Here is an 11,770-nt window from a genome sequence, read left to right as displayed (position 1 = left end):
CTACGGTTGGTCAACGCAACGGGAAAGTCTTGCTGATACCTAAGGCACCGTTTTCGCCGTCATGGATGGCCTGCTCGATGAGCGTCAGGCGCTCGCGGGTATTGCGCAGTCTTGCGACCAGGCGCAGCAGGGTGAGAAATATCGCGCGGTTGAGGCGATGCAGCCGGGGCGATGCGGCCCAGATGTTCTTGTCGAACCAGGCTTGATTGCGCGCAGCGTAGTAGGCACGGAAATCCGAATTGCCGAGCAGGAAGGTCTCGTAGATGTTCCGCGTGCGGTCCTTGATATTCCAGGATTGTTCGAGTTCGTCGATCACCGCATCGGTAAACAGGAACAGCCGACCGCCGCCGGCGGTTATGCGTCGCGTGTATTCGGTGTCATCGACGTACAGCACCAGTTCCTTCAAAGGCACGCCGATGCGCTGATACAAGCTGCGGTGCGCCAGCATGCCGCCGTAAGGGGCGAAGGGCAGGCTGATACTCGCCGGTCGCTTACCGGGTCGCTTGGTCCAGGGCAGGCGGCGCCAGAGTTTGTAAGGCATTTGGGCGATATGAAAACCGAAGTAGCTGGAGCGCGGCTGGAGGATGTAGCGGGTCGGTACGCCCTGGGCGATGTCCGCCTGCTGCGTCGCGCGATAGCCCAGCACAGCTACCCGGTCCGGGCCAAGCAGACCGATGAGGCGCGCAAGTTCACGATGCAAGATCGACACCGCTGCTGCAGTGGGAGCGTTGTCGTCGTCCATCATCCAGATGTAATCGGCCCCGCCTGCCAGTGCTGCCTCGATCGCCACAGCGTAACCATTCGCCGAGCCGGTATTGTGCTGCAACTGAATCAGCCTGACCTGTCCCGGCCAACGCTCCAGCAGTTGCTCCAGCGGCGCGAGTGCGGCATTGCTCACCACAATCACCTCGCTGATTTCGGTAAAAGCCAGTGCGCGCTCGACCAGCAGCTGCAAGTAGGCCAGCCGGTCGCCATAGGTCACGGTCACCACGGTGGTTTTGGGAGTCATGAATTGTCTCGGCGTGAATCGTGGGCGTGGTCGCCACGTCAGGGGGAATTCCCTGACGAAACGTTAGCCGGGCTGCAGGAGGAAAGGCGGGGGGCTGCGTGTTACGGAGTTGCTGGGCAGTCAAACGTCCTTGGCGGCCAGCTCGATCGCTTCGACGGGCGCCGCTTCGGTCGGGTTGGCTTCGAGGATGTCAGTGTCGTGGTCATCGGTGAAAAAGGCGTGGAAAACGCTGATCAACCGATCGCTGCTCGGCATTCCCGGCGTCTCGGGCGCCTGGAATATTTCGGTGTAGGAATACCCATCGGCGAATACCAGCGACTGCGTGTTTTTATCTGCATTGTTCATGGTTGCCTCCGAAGGTCGCTGGGTTCAGAACGAGTAACGGATGCTGTCGCCAGATCGAATGTACTGGCGGCCCGAAAGCGGTCGCGCCAGGCGCACGGGCGGTGTGATCGTCGTATTGGCATCGCTGCAGGGCGTCGCGGTCTGGCGAGCGCCACCGAAAATGATGATTCGGGGGTCCTGGCTGCTGTCACAGCTGGGGGTGTCCACTGCAAAGCTTTCGTAACCCTGGCGATACACCTCGCTACCAGGCTGTTCGAACCCTTGATTAGCGCTCGTGGTCCCGCTGATCAGCAGAGCGATGCTCAGTGCGCAGGTGGTTTGGATACGTTGAGTTGTAGCTGCTGTGTTCATCCTTGAAACCTCGCAATTGATGGGGCCCTGATCAGGCGTGCTTCATCGGAACCGCCGCTGGGTAAACCGGTGCGATGTTCACCGGCGTTACGATTGGCCGATGCAGTAGCGCGTCCTGCCCTTGGAGCAAAGTAACTTCGCGAACCCTAGTATCGACAAAAGACTTAATCTCCTGCCTGAATCGTTCGGTTGAAAAGCGCTCTGCACTTGCACGGCATGTCTCAGACCGGATGTGATGCGCTGCCGATTCAAACTCGCTGACCGCGGCAATCAGCGACTCCGGCGTCTGCTCGAAGTAGAACACCCCCGTCGGTTCGAGGTGATCAAGGCCGCGTACGGTTTCCAGGACGCCACCCCTTCCATAAGCAATGACCGGCGTCCCACAGGCCTGAGCTTCGATGGGTGCAATGCCGAAATCTTCCTCTGCAGCGAACACGAATGCGCGGGCGCGTTGCATGTGGTGCAACAGCACCGCGAAGCTCTGATAGCCCATCAGCGTCACGTTCGGCGTTGCGAGTTCCTTCGCCTTTTCCATCTCGGGCCCGGCGCCGATGACGATGAGCTTCTTGTCGGGCATTCGGGAAAATGCTTCGACGATCATCGGGATGCGTTTGTAAGGCACCATGCGCGACGCCGTCAGATAGTAATCTTCCTTTTCCGTGTGCAACGTGAACTGTCGGGTATCGACCGGCGGATAAATCACGGTCGACTCGCGCCGATAACTCTTGTTGATGCGCCGGCCGATGAAATGCGAGTTGGCGACGAACTCGTCCACGCCGCTGGCCGTGCGCTGGTCCCACATGCGCATGTAGTGCAACAGCATGCGCGCCAGCTTGGCCTTGAAACCTCGGTCCAGGCTGGCCTCGTGCAGGTACTGATGCTGCAGATCCCAGGCGTAGCGGATCGGTGAATGCACATAGCTGATATGCAGCTGGTTGGGCCCGGTGAGTACACCCTTGGCCACGGCATGGCTGCTGGAGATCACCAGGTCGTAGGCGGACATGTCGAGCTGCTCGATGGCCAGCGGCATCAACGGCAGGTATTTCTGGTAGTGCGTCTTCGCCTTGGGCAGTTGTTGGATGAAGGTCGTGGTGGCACGTTTGCCACCGAGGCTGGCGCGATCTTCGTCGGAGAGGAAATCAATCACTGCATGCAGATCGGCGTCCGGCCAAGTTTCGAGCAGCCCGGCGAGTACCCGCTCGGCTCCGGCGTAGGTCACTAGCCAGTCATGAACAATGGCAATTTTCATACGAAGGCCTTTTATAGATTGTGGCGTGGCAGCGGAATCAGCCGGCAGACATGGCGACTGAAAATGGGTACGGCGGCGGCCATCGCGGTGCGTGCTCACGCTCCGCGTAGTTCGGCTGGTGAGTTTGCTATCTGGCGAGCGAGCGGCTAGCTTTCTGGCGGACTGAACGGCAACTGCTGAAGGTCGCTATCACCGATGTACGGCACCCCGGTGAAGGCCTGATCGATCAGGCGAGAAACCTGCCGGGCTGATGAGATCCAGCAGAAGCGCGCGACGTTTGCCTTGCCACGGCGACGCAGATCATTGCGTAGCGACTCGTCCTGCAGAACTCGTTTCATGCAGCCAGCGATATCCCGTACGTCCAGCGGATCGAAGTACAGCGCGCTATCGCCTAGCACCTCTGGGATCGAGGCTGCACGTGCGGCGATCACTGGGCAGCCACATGCCTGCGCCTCGAGCGGTGGAATACCGAAGCCTTCATAGACCGAAGGAAACACGAAGGCCGTCGCGCCCTGATAGGCTTCCACCAATTCCTCGTCGGTGAGCCGGCCAAGCATCCGGATGCGTCGGCTGCCGCCGACATCGTGAAGGCTGCCTGAAAAGATCCGGTTCGAGTCGCCGATGATGCGCAGCTCCACCTCGTCGAGGCCCTCCATCCTAAGAAAGGCCGCCACCATCCGGGCGAAGTTCTTGTGTGCGCTAGGCGATGACACCGCCAGCAGATAGGGCGTCGATCTACCGTGGCATTGCTCTGCGCAGAACGGCTGAAAACGCGAATCCACGGCGTTGGGCACCACACAGATCTGGTGCGCCGGGTAGCCGTAGAAGCGAGCTATTTCTTTTCGGGAAAATTCACTCACGGTAATCAAGGCCTTGATTCGCTTGAGCAATACGGGCGTCAGGCGGCGATAGGTGGCTCGGAAGGCTTTCGAGTAGCTCTCCGGATGTCTGACGTAGGTAATGTCGTGATGGGTCGCGATTTGGTTGCTGTACGCAAGCGGTGCGGTATTGCACAGCGAGACCAGCGGCGGGCTGCCGTTTCTAGCCAGCCACAACGGGAGGTCCAGCTGTTCCCAGAGATGCCCTCTCTGCCGGCCTATCCGCTGCACCTGTAACTGCTCGGCACTGTCGTGCAGGTGTATGTCGTGCGGGGCGACGAATACCAAATCGTCGCGCAGCCCTTTGAGTTGCAAACAGATCTGCTCCGCGAAACGCTGCACGCCGCGTATTTCCTGAGTAAGAAAGCGAGCATTGATCACAATCATCTGGAAATTCTCCCTGCAAAAACCTGTTCATAAACTGCGATCCGTTAGTGGGTTGGAACGAGCTGGCCTGCCGAGGCTGATAATCTTCGGGAACCCGTCGAGCTCGATGCTGGCGGTACAGCTTTCCGCGGTCGTCGGACACTCCCATGCCACACCATCTGCGATACGTCCCTGGTCAGGGCGCGCGGTGTCGATCAGCTCCAGCTTGCCGGTTGTTTTGCCTATGGATTCGATGCTGACCGAGCGCGCCTTGTCGGTGCTCCAAGCGATCAGGAGCTGTTCTTCGGCGTTGCCGAAACGCAACAGAACGGTGTCTTTCCCGGATTCGCTGGCATCCTCAAGAAACTGGTAGTTGTGGACGATCGGGCTGATCGCGTTGAGCACTCGATACGCTGGCTTCAGGGTGTAGTCCTGGCGCAGCAGGCCGAAGTTGTGCTCTCGCTCGCGCCTGTCGGTGCCGTCGTTTCTGAAGTCGTACCACCAGTAACCGCGCACGTTGGGCAGTGTCCTGACGAGAAAGAAACTGCGCGCCAGATAGGCCGCTTGCAGGCTTTCATCGATGCCGCAGGAGCCTTGGTAAGCAGGCCAGGACATTTCCGTGAGATACAGCGGCACTGGCTGTCCGGCGGCGCGGGACAGCTCCATATCCACCTCGGCGAGCCATTCGATCCAGGCTTCGGGTGTGTTCTTTCCACGGCCGCGGCAATGCACGTATGGATGCAGCGAGAGTCCGTCGATCGATTGCATCACCCCGGCCTCGACCAGTCGCAGGGCAAAGCCGGACTCGATTCCTTTAGTGGTCACCGCGCCTGCTAAAACCTTGGCGGCCGGATCATGCTGGCGAATGATCCCCGCCGCGTCGGTGATCAGGCGCGCGTAATCGTCGGTGAACTGCGGGTCGGTCGGGTTTTCGACGTCCCACTCGTTCCAGACTTCGTAGTGTTTGATTCGACCGCGAAACTGCTGTGCAACGAAGGCAACATAGCGATTGAATGCCGCGCGTACCGGTTCGCTGCGCGGCTTTTCGCCAGCGCCGTGAAAGCTGTTGCCATAACCGAGAATGAACAGGCTATCCAGTCCCTGCGCTTCAGTCCCGGCCAGATAGGGGTGCCAGTGCGGCTCTACCTTGAGTTGGTTGCGGTTGCGTTCGAGGAACGCCCAATGCGCGTCGGTTCGTACCGACTCGATACCCGCATCACGCATTAGCTGGTTGCCCTGGCTGCGGCTATCGCGCAGATGCAGATCGTGCGAGCAGACACCGACGATGAAAGGATCTTCCTGCTGCTGTGCCGGCGCATGCAGTGCTAGGCCGGACATGACGGCGATCAGCGTCAGATGGCGAAAATGAAGGCGGGTGCTCATGGCAGCTCGTCCGTTACTGAGGGCGAAGGTTGTTCAAGGCAGAGTGGGTTGGTCCTGTTTCGATCTGGCTATAGCGCGTGCCTTGTAAGGCGTCCCGTGGGGCCAGGGCATGGGCGATGGCCATGCCGATGAATAGGGTGGCGGTGACTACCTCCAGCACATCGGTGGCCCAGCCGATCAGACAAATGCAGAAGACGATGCTCAGCAATGCATCGCGAATGCGCGAGCCGCGGTCGTGCAGGCGCAGCAGCAACGGGAACAGCAGCAGATACAGCAGCACGCCAAACATCCCGAGCATTCCCCAGAGATAGAGCGCCGTGTTGTCGGCGACGCTCAGCAGCTCCAGCCAGGCCAGCGGAAAGGCGGCGGCAGCACTGCCTACCGCGCCGACGCCTGCGCCCCACCATCCCCAGCCCTCGTTGACGATTACATCGATGAAATTGGGCCAGCTGTTGATCAATCGATCGTTGAACGATGACAAGAGGCTCTCGCTGTAGGCTTCGCTCTGCGGGATGTTCAACAACAAGCTGATGACCGGCAGTGCTAGCCCCACCATCACTGCGATGAAGAATGCCGTGGCGCTGGGCATGCGATAGCCAGCGAGAAACAGCATCATCAGCGTTAGCAGGTAGGCCGCCGCGGTGGATTTATTGGTGGTGAGGAAGATCGCGCCGAAGGCCAGCGGGTAGAGCATCATTCGTAGCAGCCGCGATTGCAGAAATGCCGCGAGAAACAGGCTGTACAGCGCGATCATGACGGCCAGGTTGGTCGACATCCGGGCGAATCCGGCGAGACGATCAATGCTGCCGAAGGCCCAGGATCTGTTCCCGCTCAATTCGACATCACCCATCATGTAGCTGTAGCCCTTCCATGGCACGCTGGTGTACATGTCGAGTGCGATGCCGATCAGCGAGGCGACCAGGCATAGCCCGATGACCCATCCGAGCAGCCCAATCCTGCGTTCCACATAACTGCCGCAAACCATCCCGAACAACAACGGAATGTAGATGAATACGCTGAAGCCGACGTTGCTCGGCGAGGCCCCGTGAAGCAGCGCCAGCAGGGCCGAAACCACCAATGCGAAGAGCACCAGCCAGACGCCTGCTTTGATTCGAGCACGTGGCAATTCCAGTGCCACCGCCGCCACGCAGGCGAGTTTCGGCAGGTAGAGCAGGGCGGAGACACCGGCTATGTCCAAGTAGTAGCGCAGCGCTCCGGCAAAGGTCTCGCTGACCAGCAGCGAGGCTGCAATCAGTGTCAGCACCGTCGGTTTGTCAATCGCCAGCGGGCTCGATCTGGGTTGCGGAGTAATCAGCAAACTCGGAATCATCATGGGCTCTCCGGCCGTGCAGCGTGGCGTGCAGGATCGACAGGTACTGATCGAGCATCCGTTCCATATCCAAAAAGGGGGCGACGCTGGTACGCGCCTGTCTGGACAGGCGCTGACGCAGGCTGCTGTCCAGGTACAGCCTTAGCATCGTCCGGCCGAGCGAGTCGGGATCATGCGGCGAGCAGAGCAGCCCATTGACGCCGTCCTGAATGATTTCCGGCAAACCGCCCGTATTTGTCGCGATGACAGGCAGATGCTCGGCGCAGGCTTCGATGGCGACCAGCCCGAAGGGCTCGGCCCAGATCGACGGCACCACCAGCACATCGATGTTGCGCATGAAGGCTTCCGGGTTCTGGTAGCCGACGAACCTGACTTTGCCCGGATCGGCCATGGCCTTGATCTTCGCTTCGTAGTCCAGCTTGCCGCGGCCGGCGATTTCCAGCGTCGCGTCGATGGAAAGCGCCTGAAACTGCTCGATCAACCAGCCCACGCCCTTGTTTTCCGAAAGCGTACCGATGTAGCCGAAACGCAGCAGGCCGCTGTGCCTCGGGCGCGGCGCAGGCAGCGAATTGTCGGTCAGCGTGGTGCTGTTGTGTACCACGTGGCGGCTGGCCTGGCCGAAGTAGCCGTGGCCAGTCACGCGATTCAGGACGAAACGGCTGACGCCGATCACCGCTGCGACCTGGGCCGACGCTGCGGCATGATGCTGGCGGAAGGCCGAGCACATGCCGCACTGGCGCTCGCAACTGCGCCCTTTGCTGAACATCGTGTCTTTGGGGCACAGCAGGTACAGGTCGTGCAGCACTTGAACGATCGGCAGACCGGCCGCGCTGATCTCGTCCCATGCCGACACCGACCAACCGGTCAGGTTGTTGCAGACCACCAGATCGGGTCGTTCCCGTGCAATCACCTCGCGAACATGCTGGCGCATGCTGCGGTTGTAGCGATCTCGATAATGCCAGCCAAGGCGCAGCAGTCGGTTGGGCCGGGTCTGGGTGAAATGCCAATAGAAGTTATGCAGGCCGGCGCGGTAGACCCGCACGCCATTGTGCGTTTCCTCGTGCAATCCGGATTCGGGCCCGGTGACCAGTACCGCGACGTCGCAACCCCGTCCCTGCAGCCCTTCGGCCAACTGGCGTACGACGATTTCCGCGCCACCGCCGATATGGGGCGCATACAGGCTATGCAGCAGGAGAACCTTCATCTCGGCATTCCTCCAGTTGATCAATCGGCGGGCCAGGCTGTGGCGAACATGGCTTGCGACGTGCAACCGTTGAGATAACGCGTGGGCACGCGGACCTTCTGCTCGCGTTGCAACAGGTTCAGCAGGATTACCGAGCGCTGTTCACCGTCAGCGCTGATGAAGATTGCCTCGATGTCTTGGAAGCTGCCGCCATTGAGTTGCACCCGCTCACCGGGCTTGAACCGTGGGGCTTCCGGTTGCGGCTGTTCGACTGCAAGGCGCTGGCGTAGCTGTTCGATCAATTCGTCCTTGATCGGTGTCGGTTCTCCGCCGAAGGAGACCACACGAGCAACGCCTCGGGTCGAGCGGATGGGATACCAGTTATCCATTTGCCGATCGAGACGGATGAACAGGTAACCCGGGAAAAGTGGTTCCTCTGCCTTGCCGTGGAGTGATCCGCGCTGCTTTTGCGGTCGGTAGCACTCGAATTGCTGACGTCGGAGGTTCTCTTCGGCCCGGGCTTCCTGGCGTGGTTTGGTCTGGATCAGGTACCAGCGTGGGTTGCTGCTTAGCGCTGCCATGTGCTTGCCTTCCGTAGTGAGTGGTGCCGGTGTCCGTTTCTGCGGGCGTGGCGGCTATGCCCGTTGGAGCATGGCCGGCTGCTCGATGCCTTCCACCAGAGTAAAACGCTTGAGGAGGGCCTGCGCGTCGCTTTGGCTGTTGAACATCAGTACGTCGATGATCGAAAGCGACGGCACAAAGGGCTGGTGGAGTTGCGGGTAGCTCAGGTCATCCATACGCAGAAAGCGCAGCACCAGGCCGTGCGTTCTGAAGAACGTGGGGCAGTAAAGCTCAGTGCCGCCGATGGGATTGATATACAGCTCGGCGTCCAGCTTCCGCGCGATGCTGACGACCCGCTCCTGCTTGTCCATGCGTGCCGGTAGCCCCAGTTCGGAACCGATGCGGATCGGTGTCTGGATCTGCAAATACGCGCAGATTCGGCGAATGGAGTGCTCGGTGAATCGCGCCAGATTGCGCTCCGGGTACGTCAGGATTTGCCGTATCAACTCGATCACTGCGACCTTGTACGGGGCGCGGGCATAGGCGCGCTCCAGTGTTTTCAGCAGCTTGTCCGTGTGCCGCGAAAAGTCGTCGCACAGCCAGCGCTGGTTGATCCGATCGCCTTGATTGCCCTTGCGCAATGGAAAAGTGATCAGCATCGGTTGCCCGTTCACCAGTATCCGGTTGCGGTTTATCCAGGAACTTTTGACGTACTGGAGGTCATCGCCCAGCACGAAGGCATCACTGCGAGCGATCAGCTGAAAGTAGCCAAGGTAGGGGAACAGGTAGGGTTGCATCATGGCGGCGGTTCTGAGCATGGCGTGTCCCTCGCTTTACAAACCGTGTGAAAAACTACTGCGCTCGCTACGTTTTCACACGGTTTGTGTCAGGCTTTCTGAGAATAGCTGTAATAACCGTATGCACCGGTTTCATAGGCAGTGCTGGATGCCTTGCGTTTTACACCGTTGAGAATGGTGCCCTTGAGGAGCACTCCGTTCTGCGCCAGACGCCGTTTGGAGGCTTCGATCTGGCTTGCGGTGCTCAGGCCATAACGGGCCACCAGCAGGCTGGTACCAGCCAGTTGCGCGACCAGCACCGCATCGGTGACGGCGAGAACCGGTGGCGTATCGATGATGATGAAGTCGTATTCCCGCTCCGCCTCCTTTAACAGCCTGGCGAAGTTGTCGTGCATCAGCAGCTCGGACGGGTTCGGCGCGGAAAAGCCGCGGGCAATGAAATGCAGGTTGGTCTGATCGGTCTTGTTGGTCACCGCAGCGAGGCGCAGACCGCTGGCCAATGCATCGGACAGGCCGTTGCGCGGCGCCATGCCGAACATGCTGGCGATATAGCCGCGACGCATGTCTGCATCGATCAGCAACACGCGCTGGCCCGCTTGAGCGATGACCGACGCCAGATTGCTTGCAACGAAGGACTTACCCACCGAGGGCGTTGGGCTGGTAATCACCAGTACCGGGTTGCGCGTTTCGAGCATGGCGAATTTTAGGCTGGTGCGCAGGCTGCGCAGGGACTCGATGGCCAGATCCGCCGGATCGGCACCACCCAGCAACTTGCTTCTGCCGTCGCGAATCTTGCGCAGCCGGTGCAGGTGTTCCTGTTTCGCCGAATAGGGCAGCGCGGCATACACCGGAATGCCCAGATGTTCGATTGCCTCCGGGCTTTCGACGCCGCGATAGAACACTTGGCGCAGCAGGATCACCATTGCCGAAACCAGCAGTCCGACGAAAATCGCGACCAGCACCACCAGCGGCTTGATCGGTTTGGCCGGCTTCTCCACCACCGAATAGGCGCTGTCGATGATGCGCACGTTACCGATAGTGCCGGCGCGCAGGATGTCCTGTTCCTGAGCCTTGTCCAGCAGCAGGGTATAAGTGCGGGTCGTGACCTCCATGTCGCGGTTCAGGCGCAGCAGTTCCTGTTGAGTCATCGGTAGCGTGTCGATCTCGGCCATCAAAGCGGCCTTTCGCGCTTCCAACTGGTCGATCTTTTTCATCAGGGTCTGGTAGGTCGGGTGCTCCGGCGTATACAGCTGGTTGTATTCGGTGCGCTTGAGGTTGTGCTCGGAAATCTGCGATTCCAACGCGACGATCTGATCCAGTACGCCCTTGGTCTCGATGCTGATGTCCACCGACTGCGCGCTGGTCTGATAGTCGTTGAGCGCCGCCTCGGCCTTTTCCAGCTCCTTGCGTACCAGGGGCACCTGTGAACGCAGGAACTCCAGGCGCTGTGCGGCTTCGGCGGAGCTGCGCTCGATGTTCTGACGCACATAGAGGCGGCTGATCTGGTCGAGTACGTGGTTGGCCTTGTCCGGGTCCGGGTCTTCAAGGGTGAGGTAGATGATTCCCGAATCCTTGCCGGCTTCGCCCACCTTGAGGCGCTTCTGGTAATCCAGCGCGGTGGTTTGCGGGCGGCTTCGCACGAGTGAAAACTCCGTACCGGGGCGGGCTTTTAATTCGGCGATCTGAACTCGGAAGCCTTCGTGCTGCACCGCTTCATTGGTCTTGCCGCGCAGCAGCAGTTGCTCGTCCTTGTCATACAGGCTGAAGGCGCCTGCGTTGCCTGTGCGCAATATCAGCTTTTCGCCCAGGTAGGCTTCGGGTACATCCAGCTGAAATACATCGAGTTTCTCACCGCCCCAGGCGTAGCTATCCATGCCCAGCAGAGGTGCGGCGAATTCCCCGTCCTCCTCTGGATCGTGCATGCGCGCCAGATAACCGCCGAGAAGCGGTAGATATTTGGGACGGGCCGTGATGTAGAGCTTCAAGGCGTTGACCGTGCGCCCAAGAACCGAGCGTGACTTGATCAGTTCTATCTCGGTCACGGCCTGGGAAACCGAGTTGGGCTTGGATATCGCTTCTGGAACGCCAGTGATACCGGTCTTCTTCGGCTCGATCTGGATCATCGCGCTGGCTTCGTAAATCGGCGTCGCGACAATTGCATAGGCGACGCCGAGCAGGGCGAAGAAGGCTGTAATAGTGAATATAAGTGCCTTGTGATCAAACGCCACGCGCAGGATACGCGCCAGGTCGATGCGGTTGTCCGCATCGTATTCCAGCGAAGAGCGAGTCATGGCAGTCATTGCGGATCCTTCCTTGAA

11 protein-coding genes are annotated in these 11,770 nt (G+C 59.9%); all 11 read right to left on the bottom strand.

All coding sequences use genetic code 11. The features are described 5' to 3' along the window. Positions 1–10 precede the first annotated feature (10 nt). Positions 11–1,009: a glycosyltransferase gene (locus NAV33_RS16530; protein ID WP_255981998.1), complete on the bottom strand. Its 999-nt coding sequence runs from the start codon at positions 1,007–1,009 to the stop codon at positions 11–13. Positions 1,010–1,129: 120 nt separating this feature from the next. Further along, complete coding sequence (locus NAV33_RS16525; protein ID WP_255981996.1) at positions 1,130–1,354, bottom strand: hypothetical protein; 225 nt, start codon at positions 1,352–1,354, stop codon at positions 1,130–1,132. Between the two features lie 24 nt (positions 1,355–1,378). Beyond that, the gene (locus tag NAV33_RS16520) at positions 1,379–1,705 is read right to left on the bottom strand and encodes a hypothetical protein (RefSeq protein WP_255981994.1); all 327 of its coding nucleotides are present in this window, start codon (positions 1,703–1,705) and stop codon (positions 1,379–1,381) included. A gap of 31 nt (positions 1,706–1,736) precedes the next feature. Then, the gene (locus NAV33_RS16515) at positions 1,737–2,954 is read right to left on the bottom strand and encodes a glycosyltransferase family 4 protein (RefSeq protein ID WP_255981992.1); all 1,218 of its coding nucleotides are present in this window, start codon (positions 2,952–2,954) and stop codon (positions 1,737–1,739) included. 146 nt (positions 2,955–3,100) lie between these two features. Continuing rightward, positions 3,101–4,219: a glycosyltransferase family 4 protein gene (locus NAV33_RS16510; RefSeq protein ID WP_255981991.1), complete on the bottom strand. Its 1,119-nt coding sequence runs from the start codon at positions 4,217–4,219 to the stop codon at positions 3,101–3,103. A gap of 27 nt (positions 4,220–4,246) precedes the next feature. Further along, on the bottom strand, positions 4,247–5,581 hold the full coding sequence (locus NAV33_RS16505) for a hypothetical protein (RefSeq protein WP_255981988.1): 1,335 nt from the start codon (positions 5,579–5,581) through the stop codon (positions 4,247–4,249). A 13-nt stretch (positions 5,582–5,594) separates the two neighbouring features. Continuing rightward, positions 5,595–6,911 carry a hypothetical protein gene (locus tag NAV33_RS16500; RefSeq protein WP_255982151.1) on the bottom strand — a complete coding sequence of 439 codons (1,317 nt, stop codon included), beginning with the start codon at positions 6,909–6,911 and terminating at the stop codon, positions 5,595–5,597. Beyond that, entirely contained in the window at positions 6,856–8,115 is a 1,260-nt protein-coding gene (locus NAV33_RS16495; protein WP_255981986.1) for a glycosyltransferase family 4 protein, read from the bottom strand. The genes NAV33_RS16500 and NAV33_RS16495 overlap by 56 nt, the downstream gene beginning before the upstream one ends. 20 nt (positions 8,116–8,135) lie before the next feature. Then, positions 8,136–8,675 (bottom strand): transcription/translation regulatory transformer protein RfaH, encoded by a 540-nt coding sequence (gene rfaH, locus NAV33_RS16490; RefSeq protein WP_255981983.1) that lies wholly within the window; start codon positions 8,673–8,675, stop codon positions 8,136–8,138. Positions 8,676–8,729: 54 nt separating this feature from the next. Then, a complete protein-coding gene (locus tag NAV33_RS16485; RefSeq protein WP_255981981.1) occupies positions 8,730–9,473 on the bottom strand; it encodes a WbqC family protein in 744 nt (247 codons plus the stop codon). Between the two features lie 68 nt (positions 9,474–9,541). Then, the gene (locus tag NAV33_RS16480; protein ID WP_255981978.1) at positions 9,542–11,752 is read right to left on the bottom strand and encodes a polysaccharide biosynthesis tyrosine autokinase; all 2,211 of its coding nucleotides are present in this window, start codon (positions 11,750–11,752) and stop codon (positions 9,542–9,544) included. Between the last annotated feature and the right edge of the window lie 18 nt (positions 11,753–11,770).

This window comes from Stutzerimonas stutzeri, from assembly GCF_024448715.1.
GTDB lineage: Bacteria > Pseudomonadota > Gammaproteobacteria > Pseudomonadales > Pseudomonadaceae > Stutzerimonas > Stutzerimonas stutzeri_AR.
This window is presented reverse-complemented; position numbering and strand designations above follow the sequence as displayed.